Below are 21,451 nucleotides of genomic sequence, written 5' to 3'. Positions count from 1 at the left end.
CAACGGGCAAGCCCCGGCCGCGGCGCGAGCCACGGCAGAGGCCCGGCAAGAGCGCCCGCCCGCTCTCGCGCGTGCGCGACCGACCGTCCGCCCTCTCTGCGTGTTCGCGAGGGAGCGCCGCCTGTGCTCAGCCGGCGCCCCTCAGCGGCCACAACACGGTCCAGTGTCCAAGACACGCCGCCAGGCACCACGGGCACGCGGCGCGTCCTGGACACTCAACGGGCAAGCCCCGGCCGCGGCGCGAGCCACGGCAGAGGCCCGGCAAGAGCGCCCGCCCGCTCGCGGCGTGCGCGCGACGGAGCGCCGCCCGCGCTCGGCGAGCGCGCCTCAGCGGCTACAGCACCGTTGAGTGTCCACAACACGCCGCCACGCACGACGGGCACGCGGCGCGTCTTGGACACTCAACGGGAAGGGTCCGGCCGCGGCGCGCGTGCGCGACGGAGCGCCGCCTGCGCTCAGCCGGCGCCCCTCAGCGGCCACAACACGGTCCAGTGTCCAAGACACGCCGCCACGCACAGCGGGCACGCGGCGTGTCTTGGACACTCAACGGGCAGACCGACGCCCCGCGTCAGGTCGTCAGACCGCTGTACGCGTGCAGGCCCTTGAAGAACACGTTCACGATCGTGAAGTTGAACAGCACGGCGGTGAAGCCGATGATCGACAGCCACGCCGAGCGGGTGCCGCGCCAGCCGCGGGTCGCGCGGGCGTGGATGTATCCGGCGTAGAGCACCCAGATGACGAAGGTCCAGACTTCCTTGGTGTCGAAGCCCCAGAACCGGCCCCACGCGTCGTTCGCCCAGATGGACCCGGCGATGAGGGTGAACGTCCAGAAGATGAAGCCGACGATGGCGAAGCGGTAGGCGAGCGACTCCAGCGCGTCGGCCTTGGGGACCGTCCGCAGGAAGCTGCGCTTGGGCGCGTCGTCCGACGGCGCCGCCTCGGCGAGTTTGCGTTCGCGGCGCGTCTGGATCAGTTGCACCACCGACAGCCCGAACGCCAGGGCGAACAGGGCCGTGGCCAGGCTGGCGACGAACACGTGGACCACGAGCCACACCGACTTCAGCGGGTCGGCCAGCGGCACGACGTCGACGTGGAACGCGAGCGTCGCCCCGCCGAGCAGCAGCACGGTGAGGCCCGTCATCAGCGCGCCGAGGAAGCGCAGGTCGTAGCGGGTGAGCACGGCGAGGTACACCGCGATGATGAGCAGCAGACCGGTCATCGCGAACTCGTACATGTTCGACCACGGCACGCGCTCGGCGGCGATGCCGCGCAGCACGGTCGCGGTGAGGTGGAACACGAACCCGAGCGCCGTCAGCACCGTTCCCAGCCGCGCCCAGAGGTAACGGGGCTTCGCTGCGGCAGGGGATGCCGACGACCCGGTGGATCCGCCGATCACTCCCCCGGCCCCCGCGGTGACGAGCTCGCGGGCGACGACGTCGTCCTTCGCCTTCAGCGCGAGGTCGGAGCGTCGTGCGAGGTCGATCGCGTAGGCGATGAACGCCAGCACGTAGATGGTGACCGCCGTCCACACCAGGAGGAGGGAGATCTCGTCGAGGAGAAGCGGGTCGGTTCCGGGCATGGTGTCAGTCTACTTTTCCGGTGTCGGGGTGGCGCGGAGTCGGAAGGGACGAGGCGTGCTTCTCGGCGAGCTGGGCGACGGCGGCGCCGAGGGTGGGGTCTTCACCGCGAGCCAGGCCCGCGTACTCGACGGTCACGGCGTCGCCCTGCGGCGTCGCCTTGACCCACATGCGCCGACGCGGGACGAACAGGGCGGTCATGAGCCCGAACAGCGCGAGCAGCGCGAAGGCGAGCACCCAGGGACCGGCGAGGTCGCGGTGGATCGACAGCGAGGCGAAGCGCTTCACCGAACCGTCGTACCCGGAGGCGCCGGCGGGGGCCTCGTTCTCGAACGTGATGGTGCCGAGACCGTTCGGCAGGTCCTGGGTCTCGCCCGGCATGAGCTGCAGGGCGGGGGTGCCGCTGTCACCGCCGGCGATCTGCGTCATCCCCGAGGGGTCGAGCGTGTAGACCGACCGGGGCGTGCCGTCGTCGATGCCGAGGTCGCCCTCGTAGACGCGCAGCGTCAGCACGGGGTACTCCAGCGCGCCGTAGGTCGAGGTGAGCGCGCCCGAAGGCAGCACGTCCATCGTCGGGTAGAAGAAGCCGAGCAGGCCGAGCTGCTGCGGCAGTCCGTCGGCGACCTTGATGACGCCGAGCGAGGTCATGTTGGCATCCTGGGGAAGGAAGGCCACGGAGTCGTGGAAGACCTCCCGCCCCTCGGCGTCGCGGATCGTCACGGTGGGCGCGTAGCCGTTGCCCAGCAGGTAGACACGGTCGCCCTGCACGTCGAGCGGGTGGTTGACGCGCACCTCGCCGTCCTCGGGCTCGCCGCCCGGGGCTCGCGTGGTCATGTGCGCCACGAAGTCCCCCGCCTGACCCGAGCCGGGCTGGCCGGGCGGCACGTAGGCGACGTCGAAGGCGTCGAGCGTCATGGAGTACGGCGTGAGCGTGTCGCCGCCGACGAAGCGGCCGGGGTTGAACGAGGAGTAGTCGAGCAGGCTGTTCGCGAACGCCTGGCCCTCCACGAGCACCCGTTGCCCCGTGTAGGTGAAGCCGCCTCCGACGCCGACGGCGATGAGCACGCCCACCAGGGCTGCGTGGAAGACCAGGTTGCCCGTCTCGCGCAGGTAGCCGCGCTCGGCCGACACCGAGTACGTGCCGCGCCCGTCGTACCGGGCGACGCGGTATCCGCTCTTGCGCAGCTGAGCGGCGGCGCTGTCGACGGGGGCCGCGGCGACGGCATCCGCGTCTCCGGCGACCGTGAGGCGGCGGGTGCGGTGGTCGTCCAAGCGCGACAGCCGCGCGGGCGTGCGCGGGGGCTGCGAGCGCAGGGCCTTCCAGTGGTGTTTCGTGCGCGGCAGCACGCAGCCGATCAGCGAGATGAACAGCAGCAGGTAGATCGCCGAGAACCACGGCGAGCTGTACACGTCGAACAGGCTGAGCTTGTCGAGCACCGGCGCCAGGTCGGGGTTGTCGGTGAAGTACTGGGTGACGCCGTTGGGGTCGGCGGTGCGCTGCGGTACGAGCGAGCCGGGGACGGCGGCGATCGCGAGCAGGAGCAGCAGCACGAGGGCGGTGCGCATGCTGGTGAGCTGACGCCACCCCCAGCGCGCCCATCCCACGACGCCGAGGCGCGGCTGCACGATGTCGTCGCCGGAGCCGTCCGCGACGACGGAGTCGGCGTGGTCGGACGGGCGCAGCACGCCGTCGGCGGGTTCGGTCACGGTCTTTCCTCGATCAGAGCGGGAGTTGGACATTGCCGATCACTCCCTGCAGGGTCGACATCCACTGGCCCCAGACGCCCGTGACCATGAGCAGGCCGAGCGCGATGAGAAGGCCGCCGCCGATGAGGTTGACGACGCGGATGTGCTTGCGCACGAACGACACCGAGCGCGTCGCCCACCCGAAGCCGAGGGCGAGCAGCACGAACGGGATGCCGAGCCCCAGCGAGTACGCCAGTCCCAGCAGTGCCGCCCGGCCCGGGTCGCCGAGGTTGTACGACACCGAGAGGATCGCCGCCAGCGTCGGGCCGATGCAGGGGGTCCAGCCGATGCCCAGCGCGATGCCGAGCAGGGGGGCACCGATCAGGCCCAGGTTGCCGCGCGACTGCAGCCGCACCGAGCGCTGCGCCACCCCGAAGAGGCCGATGAACACGAGCCCCATGAGGATGATGACGACACCCATGACGCGCGTGATGACGTCGCCGTAGCGGGTGAAGAACATGCCGGCGGCCCCGCCGAGCACGTTGATCGCCATGAACACCACGGTGAATCCCGCGATGAACAGGAGGGTCCCACCGAGCAGGCGCCCCCGGCCGGCTCCGGATGCCGAGCCCCCGCGCGGGGCGACGGCACCGCCGATGTACCCCAGGTACCCCGGCACGAGCGGCAGCACGCACGGCGACAGGAACGAGATGAGACCGGCGGCGAGCGCGAGGGGAAGAGCCACCCAGAGTGCGCCGTCGAAGACGAGAGCGCCCGGGTTCACGCGGGCTCCGCGACCAGCGTGCGCACCATGGACTCGAGGATCGAGGCCTCGGGGAGCTCGCCGATGACGCGGGCGGCGACGCGGCCCTGCTTGTCGAGCACGAGGGTGGTGGGCGTCGCGTTGATGGGGGTCTTGTCGGCGAAGGCGAGCTTCAGCTCCCCGTCGTTGACGGCCATGGCACTCGAGTACGACACCCCGTGATCGCGGGCGAACGACAGCGCCGTGGCGGGCTGGTCGTAGGTGTTGATGCCGAGGAAGGCCACGTCCTGGCCCTGGAAGCTCTGATAGGCCTGCTCGAGGCGCGGGGCCTCGATGATGCACGGGCCGCACGTGGCATACCAGAAGTTCACGACGAGCACCTTGCCGGCGTAGTCGGCGCTCGACACCGGTGAGCCGTTGTCGAGGCTGCCCGAGAACTCCACGGCCTCGCCGCGGTCGGACTCGGGGATCTCCTGCCACTGCAGCCCGTTGGCGGCGATGTAGCCCTTGTTGTCACCCGCCCGGTACTGCTCGGCGAGGGGGTCGGGCGTGCAGGCCGCGAGGCCCATCACGAGGGCCGCGGCGGCGGCCATCGCTCCGGCGGCGGTGAGGATTCGGCGCATCAGACGGCTCCTACGTCGACGGCTCCGGCGGTGGTGGCCGGCTCGGCGTACGCCACCTCGACCCAGCGCGTCGAGCCGTCGGCGCCGTCTCGCCGTTCGAAGCTCGTCACGCTCGACAGCGCGCAGCGGCGCTTGCGGGGGTCGTGGCGGGTGGGTTGGTGGGAGAGGGCGAGGTGGGTCACCCAGATCGGCAGCTGGTGCGAGACGATGACGACGTCGCCCGAGAGGACGCGTTCCCACGCGTCGCCCATGGCCTCGGTCACTCGCGCCACGACGCGCTCGTAGGGCTCACCCCAGCTGGGAACGGCGGGCTGACGCAGATGCCGCCAGTTCAGCGGGTTGGCGAGCGCCCGCTTCATCCGCCGCCCCTCGAAGACGTTGGTCGGCTCGATCACCCGCTCATCGATCACGGGCTCGATGCCGAACAGCGTCACGAACGGCTCCGCCGACTCGCGGGTGCGCTGCAGCGGTGAGGCGATGAGAGCCGAGACGGGCCGCTCGAGGCCGTGGACGTACTCGGCGGCCTGGCGCGCCATCTGCCGCCCGTCGACGCTGAGGCCGAATCCGGGGAGCCGACCGTAGAGCACGCGACGGGGGTTGTGGACCTCTCCGTGGCGCACGAGATGAAGGCGATCGGCGGGCACGACGCCAGTCTACGGGCGGGTTCTGTGGTCTGACTGAGCGAGGGGGCGGGTTGCTTCGACGTGGAGATACCGCACCTCCCGACCCTGCACCGGGTGTGCCCGCGCGTCGGGGAAACCCTGACCCGGCGGCGTTCGCCCTCAGGCGTCGGTGCGCGACGCCGGGGCGTCGTTGCGGGAAGCCAGAAGCGAACGGATGCGCGCGTACAGGAACCACGCGACTCCGATCACGACCGCGGCGATCACGACGTACTGCAGGATCGAGGCGTACTCCTCGACGATGTGCCAGTTCTCGCCCAGCAGGAAGCCCGAGAGCACGAAGATCGTGTTCCAGATCAGGCTGCCGGCGCCCGTGAGCAGACCGAACCGCCACATCGGCATCTTGGCGACGCCGGCGGGGATCGAGATGAGACTGCGGAAGATCGGGATCATGCGCCCGAAGAACACGGCCTTGCCGCCGTGGCGCTCGAACCACGCGACCGTGCGGTCGACGTCTTCGGGGTGCAGCAGCGGCATCTTCGCGGCGAACGAGCGCAGACGCGCGGCTCCGAGCCACCGCCCGAGGCCGTAGAGCATGAAGGCGCCGACGATCGAGCCGACGGTCGTCCACAGCAGCGCCTCGAACAGCGTGAACGAGCCGCGGCTGGCGGTGAGGCCGGCCATCGGCAGGACGACCTCGCTCGGTAGCGGCGGGAAGAGGTTCTCGAGGGCGATGGCGACGCCCGCGCCCACCGGTCCGATGATCTCCATGAGCGACACGGTCCAGTCGGCCAGCGACGTGAGCCACGACTGCCCGTCCTCGGAGCCGGAGCTCGCGCGCAGGGGGGAGAGAGTGAGGGTGGTGTCGGTCATCGGGTGCCTTCGCGCTCGGTGATCGGCCGCCCGACCGGACGCCCGTTCCAGGCTACGGTCCGGTCATGCGCGGTTCCTGGGGGTTGCCCCCGAGCGGTTCAGGATGCCGAGACCCCGGCGCCGACGAACGCGGCCGCGATGAACCACACCGCCGCCATCCCGACGATGGTGGCCAGCGGCACCCAGAACGCCAGGCGATGGCGCACGAGGCGCACGATCGCGGCGACCACGCCGATCAGCAGGATGACCCAGGGCGAGATGACGGCCGTCCAGAAGCCGATGTTCATCAGCCCCGTGTCGCAGTTCGACGGCCCGCACTGGTCGGCGGCGAACGCCAGCAGCACTCCCGCGTACGAGGCCCCCAGCGCCAGCAGGGGAAGGAGCACGAGCAGGATGATCGTGAGCGCGACGTCCCAGCCACGCGCCTTGCGCACTGTCGGTTCGGGACGCATCGTCCGGAAAGATTCCGGCGGCAACGAGTAGGTCACGCCCCCATCGTAGATTCGCGCCCGGGTGCGCGCGCACGGCGCACGTAGACTGGTCGATCGTGAGCGAACGCGTCCTGGTCAACCAGCTGAAATCCCTTCCCGCCGGCCCCGTCGAGGTGTCGGGATGGGTCGAAACCGTCCGCGACCAGAAGAAGGTGCAGTTCGTCGTCCTCCGCGACGAGACCGGCGCGGTGCAGCTGGTGAACCCGGCGACGCGTCCCTCCGAAGAGGCGACGGATCAGGATGCCGCCGCCCTCGCCCTCACCGAGACGATCGGCGCCCTGTCGACCGGCACCTTCCTGACCGTGCGCGGCGAGCTCAAGCACGACGAGCGCGTCAAGCTCGGCGGCGTCGAGATCAAGGTCGGCGAGCTCGTCATCGCGGCGGCAGCCAACCCCGAGACCCCGATCGCGGCCGACAGCAGCCCCGACAAGCGCATGGACTGGCGCTTCATCGACCTGCGCCAGCGCCGCAACAACCTCATCTTCCGCGTGCAGACCACTCTCGAGCACGCGATGCGTACCTACTGGGTCGAGCGCGACTACATCGAGGTGCACTCCCCCAAGCTCATGGCGTCGCCCTCGGAGTCCAACGCCGAACTGTTCGAGGTGCCCTACTTCGAAGACAAGACGGCCTACCTCGCGCAGAGCCCCCAGTTCTTCAAGCAGATGGCCCAGGTCGCCGGCTTCGGCAAGATCTTCGAGATCGCCCCCGCGTTCCGCGCCGACCCCTCGTTCACGAGCCGTCACGCGACCGAGTTCACCTCGATCGACGCCGAGATCAGCTGGATCGACTCGCACGAAGACGTCGCCCGTATGCAGGAGGAACTGCTGCAGAGCGCTTTCCAGGCCGTCGCCGACAAGCACGGCGCCGAGATCCAGGAGCTCTTCGGCATCGAGGTGCAGGTTCCGACGCTCCCCTTCCCGCGCATCCCCCTCGCCGAGGCGCGTGAGATCGTCGCCGCGCGCGGGTACGACATCCCGCGCACCGACGGCGACCTCGACCCCGAGGGTGAGCGTCAGATCGCGGCGCACGTGGCCGAGACGTTCGGTCACCAGTTCGTCTTCATCACCGACTACCACCCCGAGATCCGCGCTTTCTACCACATGCGCGACGAAGAGACCGGGCTGACGAAGTCGTACGACCTGCTCTTCAACGGCGTCGAGATCACGACCGGCGCGCAGCGCGAGCACCGCGTCGACGTGCTGATCGAGCAGGCGAAAGAGAAGGGTCTCGACCCCGAGCACCTCGACTTCTACCTCGACTTCTTCCGCTTCGGCGCCCCGCCGCACGGTGGTTTCGGCATGGGCCTCGCGCGCGTCCTGATGCTCATGCTGGGCGAGTCGTCGATCCGCGAGGTGACGTACCTCTTCCGCGGCCCGACCCGCCTCGCTCCGTAAGGTTCGAGCGACCGACGCCCGGGGTTCACTCCCCGGGCGTCGTCGCGTTCATCGGCCGTTCTACCGTGGGGCCATGAACGCCCTCACCTCGGCCGCCCCGTCTCCGGCGGGACGATCGCGCACGGGGTGGGCGATCTCGCTCCGCGATGTCGGCCGCGCGCGCGCCGGAGTCCCGGTGCTCGAGAACATCGACCTCGAGATCGAGCCGGGCGGCATCGTCGCCGTCGTCGGACCGTCGGGCTGCGGCGCGTCGACCCTGCTGCGCCTGATCACGGGAGCCGAGCGGCCGGATGCCGGCACCGTGACGATCGACGGGCGCACCGGGGCCGCCGCGCCCCGCGTCGTCGAGGTGCGGGACCGCACCCCGGTCGCCCGTTTCGGGCGGGTGCGCGCCGCGATCGTGGCCGCCGCCCGTCGCGCGGGCACCGCCGACCCCGACGCCGAAGCCGAACGTCTGGGCGCGCTCGTCGGGCTCGGCGCCGGTGACCGGCTGGTGCACCGCCTCTCGCACGGCGACCGGCAGCGGTGGGCCGTCGCCCGGGCTCTCGCGTCGCGGCCGCGGGCCCTCGTGCTCGACGACGCGCTGGCCGCGCTGCACACCTCGGCGCGCGCCGAGACCCGCGATCGCGTCGTGCGGGAACTGCGTGCGACCGGGGTCACCACCCTGTGGGTCACGCGCGACACCGCCGAGGCCGCCGCGGTCGCCGACCATCTCGTCGTGATGGACCAGGGCCGTATCGCCGCGCAGGGGCGCCCCGACGAGGTCTTCGCGCGCGTCGGCGACCTCGCGGTGGCCGACCTTCTGGGTCCGGTCAGCGCCGTGCCGGGAATCGTCGAGGGAGCCGTCGTCGAGGTGTGGGGGCAGGAGCTCCCTCTCGCCGCCGCGGCGAGCGACGGTCACTGCGAGGTCGTCGTACGCCCGGAACAGGTCGTGCTCGTGGGCGACGGCGCCCCGGGAGTCGATGCGGTCGTCGAGGAGACCATCTTCCTCGGCAGCGTGCGCCGCTCGACCGTTCTCACCGCCGACGGCGATCGCGTCGTCGTCGAGCACGCGCCCGATCAGCGCCTCGACGATCGGGCGCACGTCCGGATCGCTCTCGCATCCGGGCCGATGAGCGTTCGCCCCATCGGCTGAACGGGCGTCAGAACGGGTAGTCGACCGACGACCGCTCGGCGACGACCGAGCGCACGAAGGCCGCGGCCTCTTGGTGGGCGGGGTGCACCTGGTAGCGCTCCAACGCCTCGACGTCGGCGAACTCGCTCACCAGGGCGACGTCCCAGTTGTTCTGCGGGTACGCGACGTTGCGACCGATCTCTAGATGCACGATCTCGTCGATCACGCCGCGAAGAGCCAGCAGGCGCTCCGCGATCTGCTCGGCGTGCAGAGCCCGGGTGTCGGCGTCGTCGGCCGCGAGCTTCCACAGGACGATGTGTCGGATGCTCACGCGGAGGCTCCTTCGGGCTCGGACGCCAGCAACGCGGCGCGGAGGCGGTCGGCCGACACGCGCCAGTGCGCGTGCAGCTCGCCGTCGATCAGGATGACGGGGATCTTCTCCCACCACTTCTCATACAACGCCGTGTCGTCGGCGATCGAGGCGTGCGCGATCTCGACACGGTCGGCGACGTCGGCGGGAAGATCGGCCACGACGGTCTCGACGATCTGCTCGGCCACATCGCAGAGATGGCAGCCGGGCTTTCCGATCAGCGTGAGGGTCGTCACGCCTTCATCCTAGGAGGGCCGTGGATCGCGGCGCTCGGGACGCGCGGGATGACGCGGGTCCGGGCACCGGATCAGGATGCGACGTCGTAGCCCGCGGCGACCCAGTCGCCCGTACCGCCCTCGACGTTCGTGGCGTCGTGACCGCGCGCGGAGAGCGCCTCGACCACACGCGCCGAGCGGCCGCCGGCCTGGCAGATCACGTCGAACGGCTCGGCGGGGAGCTCGTCGAGATGTTCGCCCAGGGTCGACATGGGAAGGTTCACGGCCCCGGGAACGTGCCCGGCGGCGAACTCGTGTTCCTCGCGCACGTCGATGAGCGGACGCTCGCGTCCCGCGTGCAGGTCGTGGATCGAGATGGACTGCATGCTTACCTCCGAGAGGGCGAACGGCGCGGGCGGATACACGAAGCGCCCGTCGCAGAGGACAGGCGCTCGGTGTCGTGCCGCGTTACTTCTTGTTGCGGCGCTGGTGACGAGTCTTGCGAAGCAGCTTGCGGTGCTTCTTCTTCGCCATGCGCTTACGGCGCTTCTTGATGACAGAACCCACGGAAAACCTCACTAAGTCGGGGTCTGGGTGCCGTGGTCGGCCCCCGGGAACAGCAGGCGATGAAAAAATGCCTCGGATCAGTCTAGCCGACGTCGGACACCGGCCGCTGCACGACCTCGGCGACGGCCGATTCGGGCACGCGGTAGCTGCGCCCGAAACGCACCGCGGGGAGTTCGCCGGCGTGCACGAGACGATAGACGGTCATCTTCGACACGCGCATGAGCTCGGCGACCTCGGCGACGGTCAGGAATCGCACGTCGGGCAGCTCGGCCATGGTTCACCCCTCGTTACGGGTGAACTCACCCTCTGATGCTGTGCACACTCTAGGGTCTGGCTGTGAAGGCTGTAAACCTCCGGGCGTGCTGTGACGAACGTGCTTCACGGATGCCGCTCTTCCGCGGCATCCGTGCACCTCACCGTCCCGGAAGCTTGCGAAAGGCCGTCGAGAAGGAATGCTTGACCGACGCCGCGGCACGACCCACCACTTCGGCGGCGTGGACGGCGGACTCGGGAAGTGCGGGCTCGTTCTCTTCGTCGACCGAGAAGAACGGCACGAGCCAGTCGTCGACCTCGTCGAGAGGCGCGACCGCGAGGCTGTAATAGCGGTGCTGACCCTCTTCGCGCACCGACACCAGCTCGGCCTCGCGCAGCACCTTCAGGTGCTTGGAGACGGTCGGTTGACTCACCCCCAGAGACGCCACGATCTGCGACACGCTCGTTCCGCGTTCGCCACCGGTGGCCCGGTCCAGAAGGAGCTGAAGGATGTCGCGACGCGTTCCGTCAGCGATCACGTCGAAGATGTCCGCCATGGCATCAGATTAGCGGCGCCCCGGCCCGAGTACCATGATTCGGGTTCGGGCACCGAAGGGAGCGGCGCATGGCGGCGACGCCGAACGAGGTGCGATTGGCCGTGCGCGTGAGACGCATCGCGTTCACGGCATGGGATCGACTGCGCAATCTGACCACCGCATCACCCGCGCGTTTCGCGGTGCTGGTGTTCGTGACGCTCATCCTTCTCTTCACCGCGCTGTTCTCGCTGCCCGCGGCGTCGGCCGACGGGCGAGCGACGCCCCTGGCCGACGCGCTGTTCACGGCGGTGTCGACCATCTGCGTGACCGGTCTGTCGACGGTCAACATGTACACGCACTGGTCTCCGCTCGGGCACGTCATCACCTACGTCGGGGTGAACGTCGGTGCGCTCGGCGTGCTCACCCTCGCCTCGATCCTCGGCCTGGTCATCTCGAAGCGCCTGGGGCTCCGCGCGAAGCTCATCGCCGCCGGAGACAGCAACCCCCTGCGGGCGCACGGCGGACCGGTGAACGAGGGGCAGACCGTCCGTCTGGGCGAGGTCGGCCAGCTGCTGCGCACGGTCGCGCTGTCGACGCTGGTGATCGAGGCCGGGCTCACCGTGCTCATCTACCCCTCGCTCATCATCGGGGGCATCGACCCGATCGTCGCCCTGTGGGAGGCCCCGTACTACGCCGCCATGGCCTTCACCAACACCGGGTTCGTCCCCAACGCCGACGGGCTGACGCCCTTCGCCCAGGACTACTTCCTGCTGTCGGTGCTGATGATCGGCGTCTTCCTCGGCTCGATCGGCTTCCCGGTGATCTTCACCCTGTGGCGGCACCACTGGCGATTCCGTCTGTGGTCGCTCCACACGAAGCTCACCCTGATCACCACGGTCATCCTGTTCTTCTTCGGCGCGGGCGTCATTCTGCTGCTGGAATACGACAACCCCCTCACATTCGGAAGCATGGATGCGTGGGACACGACCTTCCAGGCGTTCTTCCTCTCCGCCATGACGAGGTCGGGCGGGTTCTCGGTCATCGACATCGGCGACCTCAACGGCGCGACCCTCATCGTGGGCTCGATGCTGATGTTCGTGGGTGGCGGCTCGGCATCCACCGCCGGCGGCATCAAGGTGACGACCCTCGCCGTGCTCGCCCTCGCGGTCTTCTCCGAGGCCAAGGGGCGGCCGTCGGTACAGGCGTTCGGGCGCCGGATCCCCAGCGACGTGCAGCGCGTGGCCCTCTCGGTCGTCGCGTGGGGCGCCACGATCGTCGCGATCTCGACCGTGACGATCAGCCGCATCACCGACGCCCCCATCGAGCACGTCCTGTTCGACGTGATCTCGGGATTCGCGACGGTCGGCCTGTCGACCGGTCTCACGGCGGAGCTTCCCGACCCCGCCGTCTACGTCATGGCCGCCACGATGTTCATGGGCCGCATTGGTACAGTGACACTCGCCGCGGCCGTGGCTGCGTCGTCTCGATCGCAGTTGTACGCGCTGCCCGTCGAAAGGCCCATCGTTGGTTGAACGCATCCGCAGCGACGCGCCCGTGCTGGTCATCGGCCTCGGGCGCTTCGGCGCGGCGTGCGCCGGCGAACTCGACCGCCTCGACCGCGAGGTCCTGGCCGTCGACGGCAACCTCGAACTCGTGCAGAAGTGGTCGGAGCGTGTCACGCACGCCGTTCAGGCCGACGCGCGCAACATCGACGCCCTGCGCCAGATCGGCGCGCAGGACTTCCAGGTGGCCGTCGTCGCCGTCGGCTCGCTCATCGAGGCGTCGGTGCTCATCACCGCCAACCTCGTCGACCTGAAGGTCCCGCAGATCTGGGCCAAGGCCGTCTCGCAGTCGCACGGCAAGATCCTGGCCCGTGTCGGCGCCAACCACGTGATCTACCCCGAGGCCGAAGCCGGCGAGCGCGTCGCGCACCTCGTGAGCGGACGCATGCTCGACTTCATCCGCTTCGACGACGATTTCGTGCTCGCCAAGATGTACCCGCCGAAGCTCGTACGCGGCGTGGGCCTGAACGAGTCGGGTGTCCGCTCGAAGTACAACGTGACCGTGGTCGGGGTGAAGAGCCCCGGGCGGGCGTTCCGCTACGCCGAAGCCAACACCGTGGTCACGAACCACGACCTCATCATCGTGTCGGGGACGAACTCCGACATCGAACGCTTCGCGTCGCTCGACCGCTGAGCAGTGGCTCGGAGTCTTTCGCCCTGGAGCCTTCGCCCGTAACGGGCCCCGTGCTCGGCCGGCACGTCACCGCCCCTCGGCGAGCTCTTTCGCGCGCGCGAGTGCGGCCTCGGCGGCCTCGGTGAAGGTGTCGTCGAGTCGGGCCTCCTGCAGCACCGCGACGGCCCGCTCGGTCGTGCCCTTGGGGCTGGTGACGCGGCGACGCAGCTCCGCCGGGTCGACGTCGGAGGCGGCCAGGAGCGTCGTGGCCCCGATGAAGGTCTGCTCGGCGAGCAGACGCGCCTGCGCGTCGTCAAAGCCCATGCGGACGGCCGACTTGGTGAACTCCTCGACCAGCAGGAAGACGTAGGCCGGGCCCGATCCCGAGATCGTCGAGAGCGCGTCGATCTGTTCCTCGGGCACCTCGAGCACCGCACCCACGGTCTCGAACAGAGCGCGGACGACGGCCACATCGTCGGCCGAAGCAGCCGGCCCCGCGGCCAGACCTGTCACGCCCTTGCCGACGAGCGACGGCGTGTTCGGCATGGAGCGCAGCGTCGCGACACCCGCACCGAGGTGGCGGGCGAAGGTGTCGAGGGTGACCCCCGCGGCCAGGCTGACCACGACCGCGCCGTCCCGCAGGTGCGGGGCGATCTCGTCGAGAAGGTCGGGCACCATTGCGGGCTTGACGCCGATCAACACCACATCGGCGGATGCCGCGGCCTCGATGTTGCCGTTCGGGTGGGCCTCGAGCGCGACGCTCGTCACTCCCTCGAGATCGGCGAGCTCGGCGGCCTTCGCGATCGAGCGGTTGGTCGCGGTGACGCCGCCCGCGCTCAGGCCCGCGGCGACGAGGCCGTGCAGGATGGCCCCTCCCATCGAGCCAGCTCCGAGGATCGCGATCGGGGGCAGCGAGGTGATGGCATCCGTCATGCCTCCAGTCTACGAAGCGCCCCGACGCCGCGACAGGCAACCCTGAGTGCGACCGATAGGGGCGGGCGTTAGAGTCGGACGACGGTGTACCGGGGCACCCGCGATCGACACGGAGGACCTTCCATGACTCTCTTCGACGGCATCACCGCGCGCCTGATCGAGACCGACCGGTTGGGTGTCAATGTGCTCGAGCGCGTCGGCGACGACCCCTCGACGCCCCCGGAGCACACGGTCGTGCTGGTGCACGGGAACGTCGCGTCGTCGCTGTTCTGGCAAGAGATCATGCAGGACCTCCCCAGCGATCTGCGCGTCGTCGCGGTCGATCTCCGCGGCTTCGGTCGCACCGAGCACACCCCCATCGACGCCACCCGCGGCGTGCGCGACTTCAGCGACGACCTGCACGCGACGCTCGAAGCCCTCGGCATCGCCTCCGCCCACCTCGTGGGATGGTCGCTCGGCGGAGGTGTCGTGCTGCAGTACGCCCTCGATCACCCGGTGCTCTCGCTGACCCTCCAGTCGCCGGTCTCGCCCTACGGCTTCGGCGGCACCCGACGCGACGGCTCGCGGCTCGACGACGAGGGTGCGGGCACCGGCGCCGGCGCCGCCAACCCCGACTTCGTCCAGCGACTCACCGACGGCGACACGAGCGCCGACGCCCCCACGTCGCCGCGCTCGGTCTTCCGCTCGACCTACGTCGCGCCCGGGTACACGAGCGAGCACGAGGACGTCTGGGTCGAGGCGATGCTCTCGACGTCGACGGCCGTGGGCAACTACCCGGGCGAGTCGGTCACGACCGCCGCCTGGCCCGGCTTCGCCCCCGGACGCACGGGGGCGCTCAACACGCTGTCGCCCCTCTTCTTCGACGTCTCGGGCATCGTCGACCTGGCCGACAAGCCCCCGGTGCTGTGGATCTACGGAACGGCGGATGCCATCGTCTCCGACGCCTCGTTCTCGGACGTGAACCACTTGGGCGCCCTGGGCGTCGTTCCCGGGTGGCCCGGCGACGAGATCGCCCCCGCGCAGCCCATGGTGTCGCAGACGCGCGACGTGCTCTCCGCCTACGCCGCCCGTGGCGGCGAGGTCACCGAGGTGCCCGTCGAGGGAGCAGGCCACTCGGTTCATCTCGAGCGTCCCTCCGCGTTCCGCCGGGCGCTGCTCACGCACATCGGCTACGTCGGCCGTCCGGCCGATCCCGCCCCGCCCACCGAGGCGATCATCCTGCGCTCCGCCGACTGAGCGCTGCGACTCGACTCGGCCCGTCCCGCCCTCTCCGTCGCACCACCCGATCTTCCCGGAGGCTCCCGTGGAGTACTGCCTGTTCACCGAGCCCCAGCAGGGCTTCTCGTACGACGACCAGCTCGCCTTCGCGCAGTCGGCCGAGCGGCACGGCCTCGACGGGTTCTTCCGCTCCGACCACTACCTGCGGATGGGCGAGGGCGACCCGCAGCCCGGGCCGACCGACGCGTGGACCACGCTCGCCGGTCTCGCCCGCGAGACGTCGCGCATCCGCCTCGGGACCCTGGTGTCGTCGGTGACCTACCGCGTGCCCGCGATCCTGGCCATCCAGGTCGCGCAGATCGACGCGATGTCCGGCGGCCGGGTCGAGCTCGGCCTCGGGACCGGCTGGTTCGAGCGCGAACATGCCGCTTACGGAATCCCCTTCCCCGCCAAGCGCTTCGACCTGCTCGAAGAGCAGTTGCAGGTGGTGACGGGCCTGTGGCAGACCCCGGATGCCGAGACCTTCTCGTTCGACGGAGAGCACTACCGTCTCGACGCCGCCCCCGCCCTCCCCCGTCCCGTGCAGTCACCGGTGCCCGTGATCGTGGGCGGTGGCGGTCCGAAGCGGACGCCGGCGTTGGCCGCGCGGTACGCGACCGAGTTCAACATCGGCTTCGTCGCCGAGGACCAGATCTCGGCTGCCTTCGCGCGCGTGCGCGCCGCGTGCGAGACCGCCGAGCGCGACCCCGCGACGCTGAAGCTCTCGGTCGCTCTGCCGACCATCGTGGGCACGGACGACGCCGAGATCGAGCGACGGGTCGCCGCGATCGGGCAGACCCGTGCGCAGTTCGACAACGGCGCCAACCTCATCGGGACTCCGGCGCAGATCGCCGACAAGGTCGAGCGCCTGCGGGCGCTGGGCGCCGAGCGGGTGTACTTCCAGCTGGTGGATCTGCGCGACGTCGCGCACGCCGATCTCGTCGGCACCGAGCTGCTCCCCCTGCTGCCCCGCTGACGCGCACGCGGACCGCGGCGCGGAGGGCGGGTGCCCGGGCGCCCGGTTAGGCGTCGTGGTCGCTAGGGTGTTCGCGCCGAAGCTCGAAGAACGCCGTCAACTGCGCGGCGGCTTCGTCCTCGTCGACTCCGCCGACGACCTCGACGCGGTGCGGCAGGCGCCGATCGCGCAGAAGGTCGTACATCGAACCCGCGGCGCCGGCCTTGGCATCCCACGCCCCGAAGACCACCCGGGGCACGCGCGCCTGCATGATCGCACCCGCGCACATGACGCACGGCTCGAGGGTCACCACGAGCGTGCAGTCGGCGAGATGCCACGACCCGAGGGCCTCGGCCGCGGCCCGCAGCGCCAGCACCTCGGCGTGCGCCGTGGGGTCCGCCGTGACCTCGCGCAGATTGCGGCCCTCGCCGAGGATCCGCCCCTCGGCGTCGACGACGACGGCGCCGACGGGCACATCACCGTCGACGGCGGCCTCGGCGGCCAGCGCGAACGCGCGACGCATCGCGGAGCGGTCGGCGGCGGTGGGGGTCACGGGGGCTCCGAAAAAACGGACGAGGGAGATCAGGGGAAGCGGCTAGCCTTGAGCCTATGCGTGTCCACGTCGCCGACCACCCGCTCATCACCCACAAGCTCACGGTGCTGCGTGACGTGCAGACATCCTCGCCGGTGTTCCGCCAGCTCACCGAAGAACTGGTGACCCTGCTGGCCTACGAGGCGACCCGCAACGTGCGTGTCGAGCCGATCGAGATCCAGACCCCGGTGACCCTCACCCAGGGCGTCAAGATCAGCGAGCCCCGCCCCATCGTCGTGCCGATCCTGCGCGCCGGTCTGGGCATGCTCGAGGGCATGGTGAAGCTTCTGCCCACCGCTGAGGTCGGCTTCCTCGGCATGGTGCGCGACGAAGAGACCTTCGAGCCCACGACATACGCCGAACGCCTGCCCGACGACCTGAGCGACCGCCAGTGCTTCGTGCTCGACCCCATGCTCGCCACCGGCGGCTCGCTGGGTGCGGCCATCAACTTCCTCTTCGCCCGCGGCGCGCAGGACGTCACCGCGATCTGCCTGCTCGGCGCCCCCGAGGGCGTCGCCGCCATCGAGAAGCAGGTCGAGGGACACGACGTCACCCTCGTGCTCGGCGCCGTCGATGAGCGACTGAACGAGAAGGGCTACATCGTGCCCGGTCTCGGCGACGCCGGCGACCGGTTGTACGGCACGGCCTGACGCGTTCGTTCGGCCCGATTCGGTGCGGCGAGCGGCGGGGCGTGAGAACCGAACCCCGGCCGCACGATCCCGCCCCGCACCCGGTTCCCGGCGAACGGGCACGGCCCGCACCCGGTGCCCGGCGATCTGTGTGCGGTGAACGGGCCGGGCTCGGCGCCATGGTCGACGGCGATCGGGCAGCCCGGCCCCTCACTCGACTCCGTCGACCAACCGTGCGAAGGCGCTGAGGCGCGCCACCCCCTCGGGAGTACGCGGAAGGTCGTCTAGCAGCGCGGGTGAATACACGACGTACGCCGCCTGCATCGCACGCGAGATCGCGACGTTGATGCGGTTGCGCAGCAGGAGGAACTCCAAGCCCCGCGGTGCCTCGCGCCCCGAGGACGCCGCGAGGGTGAGGATGGCGACCGCCGCCTCTTTGCCCTGGAAGCGGTCGACGGTGCCCACGGGGACGTCCGAGAAGCCCGCCGCGGCCAGGGCCTCTTCGACGGCCACCTGCTGAGCGTTGTAGGGCGTGATCACGATGATGTCGTCGGCGCGCAGGGGCCGCGGCTCGTGCACGACGGCCGAATCACCGGCCCCTCCCTCGGCGCCCGTCCACTCGCGGCCGACGAGGTCGGATACGAGGCGTGTGACCTCGGCCGCTTCTTCGGCCGACCAGGTCGAGTTGCCCTGGTGGCGCACGGGAACGATGTGCACCCCGGGTTCGACGCCGTCGAGTCGGCGCAGGGCCGTCGACGGGTGGGCGGCGAGGCGGCCCTCGTACGACAGCCGCGACACGGGACCCGCGACCTCGGGGTGCAGACGCCGGGTGCGTGCGAGGAAGTAGCCGAGCTCGGCGGGCACCACCTCGGCGCCGTCGATGATCCACCCCAGCGCCGACGTGTCGACGGGTTCGGGGTGCGTGCCCTGGCTCACCTGCGGCAACTGCTGCGGGTCTCCGAGCAGCAGCAGTCGCTGCGCGGCCAGCGAGACGGCGATCGTCGAGGCGAGCGAGAACTGTCCGGCTTCGTCGATGACGAGCAGGTCGAGGCTGCCGCGGGGGATGCGCGTCTCGTGGCTGAAGTCCCACGCGGTGCCGCCCACGACGAAACCCTGCGCCGCGTTCTCGGCGGTGAAGGCGGCGACGCCGTTCTTCGGGAGCACCGTGAAGGCATGCGGGACGCTCGGGTCTTTCGGCGCCTTGCCGACCCGGGATGCCGGGACCCCGGCCGCGATGACCTGATCGAGCATGTGCTCGATCGTCGCGTGCGATTGCGCGACGACGCCGATGCGATACCCCCGCTCGGCGACCAGGCGGGCGATGACGTGCGACCCGACGTAGGTCTTGCCGGTGCCGGGCGGGCCCTGCACGGCGAGATAGCTGTGGTCGAGATCGGCCACGCTGCGGGCGATGGCGGTGACCTCGTCGTCGCCCGGGGCACCGTCGACGGCGGTGACAGGTGCCAAGGCGCCGGAACGGGTGCGCGGCGGCACTCGACGCAGAACGTCGGCGGCGGCGCGGTCGGGCATCGCCGGGGCGACCGTCAGCACCGCGTCGGCCCACGCGTCGATCGCCTTCTGCTGGTTGCCCGCGCGCGGCGGGGCCGGCGGGGTCAGGGCGAGCGGCAGGTCGTCCCAGGTGACGCCGTCGGCGGCGATCTCTTCGACGATCGCGCCGTCGTCGAGCACCTCGCGCACCGTCACCCGGCGGGCACCGTGGATCCAACGCGGGCGGGTGTCGAGCGGGAACGGCGCCGGCAGGTCGTAGACGGCGAAGGGCTCGGCATCTGGGCTCAGGCGAGTTCCGGGGGCGAGTTCTCCGCGCAGCTCCACCAGGCGGCGCTCGGAGCCCCGCCCCGACTCGGCGATGTGCCAGTCCGTGACGACCCGCGAGCGGGCGGCGTCGACGACCACGACGTCGCGCGTCTCTTCCCACACCGAGATCGGCTCGCGCAAGCGAAGGAAGTGCGTCGCCCAGTAGCTCTTCTCTTCGCGGGGGTAGTAGTCGATCGCGGCGGCGGCGAGGCGCAGCGCTGTCGCATCGGGAGAATCGGCGCCCGCCTCGACGGCGGCGGCCCACCGCTGCAGGGCGGTCGCCCGGGGCGAAGGCTCGTAGGCCTGCTCGTCGGGATCGGCGCCGTGGGCCGGCACCGCACCGGCCTCGCGCGCCCGGTCGACGAGCCAGTCGCGCAGGCGGCGGGTCGACACGCAGTCGTAGCGGTTGTAGTCGGCGAGGTCGTCGAGCACGCGCTGCGCACCCACCGCGTCGCCGTCGGCCGCGAGCGCCCGGGCCTCGACGTATTTCACGATCGAGTCGTCGCCGCGCTGCACATCGCTCGTGCGCACCTCGTCGCCCATGTAGAGAGGTTCGAGCTTCTTGATCGAGTACGAGCGGGATCCCACGCGCAGGGCACGACGGACCACGGGATAGAGGTCGACGAAGATCCCGTCGCGCAGCAGTCGATCGACGTCGGCTTCGCGCACCCCGTAGGTGGCCGCCATCGTGAGCAGATGGGTGGGCTCGTAGGGGGCGTAGTGGTAGATGTGCATTCCGGGGTACTGCTGACGGCGCAGCGCCACCATGTCGAGGAAGCGCTCGAGCGCGACGCGCTCTTCGTCGAATGTGTGGGCCCAGAGCGCCCCGTAGGTCTCGCGCGTGTCGACCCAACCGAACAGGTAGTCGATGCCCCAGTGCGCGCCGACGCCCTCGGTGTAGAGCGGGTCGCCCTCGAAGTCGAAGAACAGGTCACCGTGGTCGGGGCGCGGCAGCACTCCCAGCGACTTGGGTGCGACGACCTCGTAGGTGGGCACGGCGTGCGCCGGCGTCGCGTCGGTGGGGACGCCCGCCGGGCTGTCGAGCTGCAGTCGCGCCTGGGTGCGAAGCGAGACGAAGGTGTCGGATCCCATGGCGGCCGGGGGCTCGGTCGCGCTGGCGAGCGCGTCGATGGTGGGGATGCCGCCCGCGCGCAACCGATCGCGCTGCACCGGACGCATGCCGGCGACCAGCAGCAGATCACGGTGCGCGACGACCTCGAGCTCGCAGGTGGCGCAGCGGCCGCAGGCCACGACGCCCAGGTCACCCCGCGCGTCGCCCCATTCGATGACCGGGCCGGCGACACCGAGCCCGACGCGGCGGTCGGCGATGAGAGCGCGAAGACGCGTGCGCCGCAGCCCGAAGACCGGCAGCAGGTCGTCGACACGGTGCGTGCTCGTCGAGCCGTCGCCCAGCAGCAGCTCCACGCGGTCGGAGCGCGCGACGCCCAGGCGATCGAGCTGGTCGACGTAGGCGGCGAGCTGCATGAGGGCGGTGACGCGGGCGCGGCGGGCGAGCTTCGTGTCTTGCACGACCCAGGGCCGCGTGCCGTCGGGGCGGGGGTGGGTCTCGCGCACGAGGAAGTCGGCGAAACCGACAAACTCGTCGGTGGCGAAGGCGGCCTGGTAGACGACCTCGGCGGTGGGGTCGGCGAGGGCCGCGTCGGTGAGGCGCACGGCCTCGGCGAGCGCGACCGCGTCGGAGGAACGCGCGGCGGGGATCTCGCGGACCGCGCCGCCGAGACGGGCCCGGTAGTCGTCGAGCACCCGCAGTTCGTGCGCGGTGCCCAGCTGTGCGGCGCGTTCGAGCGTGGCGTCTGCGGGGTCGTCGACGGGGGCGATGCGGCCGATCTTGGCGTCGATGGCGCGCAGCCACGCGAATTCGCACTCGGCCGCCGCCTTGAGATCGCTGGCGCTCCAGACGATCCGCCCGTCTTGTTCGATGTACCGCATGGGAACCCACGCTAACGGGGACCACCGACATCACGATCCGTGCCTCCACAGGCCGGACCGG

23 protein-coding genes are annotated in these 21,451 nt (G+C 70.7%); 7 read left to right on the top strand and 16 right to left on the bottom strand.

Features of this window, described 5'->3' with window-relative positions:
* Positions 1-568: 568 nt before the first annotated feature.
* The 7 genes from ccsB to IFU40_RS15285 all read right to left on the bottom strand — a co-directional run bounded on the left by ccsB (position 569) and on the right by IFU40_RS15285 (position 6,576).
* Positions 569-1,579, bottom strand: coding sequence for a c-type cytochrome biogenesis protein CcsB (ccsB, locus tag IFU40_RS15315; protein WP_191926859.1), 1,011 nt, complete (start codon positions 1,577-1,579; stop codon positions 569-571).
* 4 nt (positions 1,580-1,583) lie between these two features.
* Positions 1,584-3,317 (bottom strand): cytochrome c biogenesis protein ResB, encoded by a 1,734-nt coding sequence (gene resB, locus IFU40_RS15310; protein WP_191926858.1) that lies wholly within the window; start codon positions 3,315-3,317, stop codon positions 1,584-1,586.
* Positions 3,298-4,047, bottom strand: a complete 750-nt coding sequence (locus tag IFU40_RS15305) for a cytochrome c biogenesis CcdA family protein (protein WP_055839095.1) — start codon at positions 4,045-4,047, stop codon at positions 3,298-3,300. The genes resB and IFU40_RS15305 overlap by 20 nt, the downstream gene beginning before the upstream one ends.
* Positions 4,044-4,649 (bottom strand): TlpA family protein disulfide reductase, encoded by a 606-nt coding sequence (locus IFU40_RS15300; protein WP_055839098.1) that lies wholly within the window; start codon positions 4,647-4,649, stop codon positions 4,044-4,046. The genes IFU40_RS15305 and IFU40_RS15300 overlap by 4 nt, the downstream gene beginning before the upstream one ends.
* Positions 4,649-5,293, bottom strand: coding sequence for a histidine phosphatase family protein (locus tag IFU40_RS15295; RefSeq protein WP_191926857.1), 645 nt, complete (start codon positions 5,291-5,293; stop codon positions 4,649-4,651). Before IFU40_RS15295 ends, IFU40_RS15300 begins: the two co-directional genes overlap by 1 nt.
* A 138-nt stretch (positions 5,294-5,431) precedes the next feature.
* The gene (locus IFU40_RS15290; protein ID WP_055839102.1) at positions 5,432-6,142 is read right to left on the bottom strand and encodes a DedA family protein; all 711 of its coding nucleotides are present in this window, start codon (positions 6,140-6,142) and stop codon (positions 5,432-5,434) included.
* Positions 6,143-6,240: 98 nt separating this feature from the next.
* Positions 6,241-6,576 (bottom strand): hypothetical protein, encoded by a 336-nt coding sequence (locus IFU40_RS15285; protein ID WP_055839107.1) that lies wholly within the window; start codon positions 6,574-6,576, stop codon positions 6,241-6,243.
* 113 nt (positions 6,577-6,689) lie between these two features.
* Between IFU40_RS15285 and aspS the strand changes: the two genes are divergently transcribed.
* Complete coding sequence (gene aspS, locus IFU40_RS15280; RefSeq protein WP_055839110.1) at positions 6,690-8,030, top strand: aspartate--tRNA(Asn) ligase; 1,341 nt, start codon at positions 6,690-6,692, stop codon at positions 8,028-8,030.
* 73 nt (positions 8,031-8,103) lie between these two features.
* A complete protein-coding gene (locus tag IFU40_RS15275; RefSeq protein WP_191926856.1) occupies positions 8,104-9,165 on the top strand; it encodes an ABC transporter ATP-binding protein in 1,062 nt (353 codons plus the stop codon).
* Between the two features lie 7 nt (positions 9,166-9,172).
* Here the strand turns inward: IFU40_RS15275 and IFU40_RS15270 are convergent, their stop codons facing one another.
* The 6 genes from IFU40_RS15270 to IFU40_RS15245 all read right to left on the bottom strand — a co-directional run bounded on the left by IFU40_RS15270 (position 9,173) and on the right by IFU40_RS15245 (position 11,105).
* The gene (locus tag IFU40_RS15270; protein ID WP_055839115.1) at positions 9,173-9,475 is read right to left on the bottom strand and encodes a Dabb family protein; all 303 of its coding nucleotides are present in this window, start codon (positions 9,473-9,475) and stop codon (positions 9,173-9,175) included.
* Positions 9,472-9,750, bottom strand: coding sequence for a glutaredoxin family protein (locus IFU40_RS15265; protein ID WP_070409335.1), 279 nt, complete (start codon positions 9,748-9,750; stop codon positions 9,472-9,474). Before IFU40_RS15265 ends, IFU40_RS15270 begins: the two co-directional genes overlap by 4 nt.
* Before the next feature lie 71 nt (positions 9,751-9,821).
* On the bottom strand, positions 9,822-10,115 hold the full coding sequence (locus IFU40_RS15260; protein ID WP_191926855.1) for a rhodanese-like domain-containing protein: 294 nt from the start codon (positions 10,113-10,115) through the stop codon (positions 9,822-9,824).
* A gap of 82 nt (positions 10,116-10,197) precedes the next feature.
* Positions 10,198-10,296: a 30S ribosomal protein bS22 gene (locus IFU40_RS15255; RefSeq protein WP_003792170.1), complete on the bottom strand. Its 99-nt coding sequence runs from the start codon at positions 10,294-10,296 to the stop codon at positions 10,198-10,200.
* Between the two features lie 82 nt (positions 10,297-10,378).
* Positions 10,379-10,570 (bottom strand): helix-turn-helix domain-containing protein, encoded by a 192-nt coding sequence (locus tag IFU40_RS15250; protein ID WP_055839125.1) that lies wholly within the window; start codon positions 10,568-10,570, stop codon positions 10,379-10,381.
* Between the two features lie 139 nt (positions 10,571-10,709).
* Positions 10,710-11,105, bottom strand: coding sequence for an ArsR/SmtB family transcription factor (locus IFU40_RS15245; protein WP_055839127.1), 396 nt, complete (start codon positions 11,103-11,105; stop codon positions 10,710-10,712).
* 68 nt (positions 11,106-11,173) lie between these two features.
* On the opposite strand from IFU40_RS15245, the gene IFU40_RS15240 reads away from it, so the two are divergent.
* The gene (locus IFU40_RS15240) at positions 11,174-12,616 is read left to right on the top strand and encodes a TrkH family potassium uptake protein (RefSeq protein WP_156459471.1); all 1,443 of its coding nucleotides are present in this window, start codon (positions 11,174-11,176) and stop codon (positions 12,614-12,616) included.
* The gene (locus IFU40_RS15235) at positions 12,609-13,280 is read left to right on the top strand and encodes a potassium channel family protein (RefSeq protein ID WP_055839130.1); all 672 of its coding nucleotides are present in this window, start codon (positions 12,609-12,611) and stop codon (positions 13,278-13,280) included. Before IFU40_RS15240 ends, IFU40_RS15235 begins: the two co-directional genes overlap by 8 nt.
* A 66-nt stretch (positions 13,281-13,346) precedes the next feature.
* Here the strand turns inward: IFU40_RS15235 and proC are convergent, their stop codons facing one another.
* Positions 13,347-14,192 (bottom strand): pyrroline-5-carboxylate reductase, encoded by an 846-nt coding sequence (gene proC / locus IFU40_RS15230; protein WP_191926854.1) that lies wholly within the window; start codon positions 14,190-14,192, stop codon positions 13,347-13,349.
* Positions 14,193-14,315: 123 nt separating this feature from the next.
* On the opposite strand from proC, the gene IFU40_RS15225 reads away from it, so the two are divergent.
* Both IFU40_RS15225 and IFU40_RS15220 read left to right on the top strand, forming a co-directional pair.
* Positions 14,316-15,428: an alpha/beta hydrolase gene (locus IFU40_RS15225; protein ID WP_191926853.1), complete on the top strand. Its 1,113-nt coding sequence runs from the start codon at positions 14,316-14,318 to the stop codon at positions 15,426-15,428.
* A gap of 67 nt (positions 15,429-15,495) precedes the next feature.
* Entirely contained in the window at positions 15,496-16,425 is a 930-nt protein-coding gene (locus tag IFU40_RS15220; protein ID WP_191926852.1) for a TIGR03560 family F420-dependent LLM class oxidoreductase, read from the top strand.
* A 46-nt stretch (positions 16,426-16,471) separates the two neighbouring features.
* Here the strand turns inward: IFU40_RS15220 and tadA are convergent, their stop codons facing one another.
* Positions 16,472-16,927: a tRNA adenosine(34) deaminase TadA gene (gene tadA / locus IFU40_RS15215; protein WP_191926899.1), complete on the bottom strand. Its 456-nt coding sequence runs from the start codon at positions 16,925-16,927 to the stop codon at positions 16,472-16,474.
* Positions 16,928-17,013: 86 nt separating this feature from the next.
* Between tadA and upp the strand changes: the two genes are divergently transcribed.
* Positions 17,014-17,646, top strand: coding sequence for a uracil phosphoribosyltransferase (gene upp, locus IFU40_RS15210; RefSeq protein WP_055839143.1), 633 nt, complete (start codon positions 17,014-17,016; stop codon positions 17,644-17,646).
* A 189-nt stretch (positions 17,647-17,835) separates the two neighbouring features.
* On the opposite strand, the gene IFU40_RS15205 is transcribed toward upp, so the two are convergent.
* Positions 17,836-21,390 carry a TM0106 family RecB-like putative nuclease gene (locus IFU40_RS15205; protein ID WP_191926851.1) on the bottom strand — a complete coding sequence of 1,185 codons (3,555 nt, stop codon included), beginning with the start codon at positions 21,388-21,390 and terminating at the stop codon, positions 17,836-17,838.
* Positions 21,391-21,451 lie beyond the last annotated feature (61 nt).

Source organism: Microbacterium sp. CFBP 13617 (assembly GCF_014839445.1).
Classification (GTDB): domain Bacteria; phylum Actinomycetota; class Actinomycetes; order Actinomycetales; family Microbacteriaceae; genus Microbacterium.
This window is presented reverse-complemented; position numbering and strand designations above follow the sequence as displayed.

Coding starts and splice junctions, on each gene's coding strand:
- IFU40_RS15240 (WP_156459471.1), top strand. CDS start 11,174: ATGGCGGCGACGCCGAACGAGGTGCGATTGGCCGTGCGCGTGAGACGC.
- IFU40_RS15245 (WP_055839127.1), bottom strand. CDS start 11,105: ATGGCGGACATCTTCGACGTGATCGCTGACGGAACGCGTCGCGACATC.
- proC (WP_191926854.1), bottom strand. CDS start 14,192: ATGACGGATGCCATCACCTCGCTGCCCCCGATCGCGATCCTCGGAGCT.
- resB (WP_191926858.1), bottom strand. CDS start 3,317: ATGTCCAACTCCCGCTCTGATCGAGGAAAGACCGTGACCGAACCCGCC.
- IFU40_RS15290 (WP_055839102.1), bottom strand. CDS start 6,142: ATGACCGACACCACCCTCACTCTCTCCCCCCTGCGCGCGAGCTCCGGC.
- IFU40_RS15205 (WP_191926851.1), bottom strand. CDS start 21,390: ATGCGGTACATCGAACAAGACGGGCGGATCGTCTGGAGCGCCAGCGAT.
- IFU40_RS15225 (WP_191926853.1), top strand. CDS start 14,316: ATGACTCTCTTCGACGGCATCACCGCGCGCCTGATCGAGACCGACCGG.
- tadA (WP_191926899.1), bottom strand. CDS start 16,927: ATGCGTCGCGCGTTCGCGCTGGCCGCCGAGGCCGCCGTCGACGGTGAT.
- IFU40_RS15275 (WP_191926856.1), top strand. CDS start 8,104: ATGAACGCCCTCACCTCGGCCGCCCCGTCTCCGGCGGGACGATCGCGC.
- IFU40_RS15250 (WP_055839125.1), bottom strand. CDS start 10,570: ATGGCCGAGCTGCCCGACGTGCGATTCCTGACCGTCGCCGAGGTCGCC.
- IFU40_RS15260 (WP_191926855.1), bottom strand. CDS start 10,115: ATGCAGTCCATCTCGATCCACGACCTGCACGCGGGACGCGAGCGTCCG.
- ccsB (WP_191926859.1), bottom strand. CDS start 1,579: ATGCCCGGAACCGACCCGCTTCTCCTCGACGAGATCTCCCTCCTCCTG.
- IFU40_RS15300 (WP_055839098.1), bottom strand. CDS start 4,649: ATGCGCCGAATCCTCACCGCCGCCGGAGCGATGGCCGCCGCCGCGGCC.
- upp (WP_055839143.1), top strand. CDS start 17,014: ATGCGTGTCCACGTCGCCGACCACCCGCTCATCACCCACAAGCTCACG.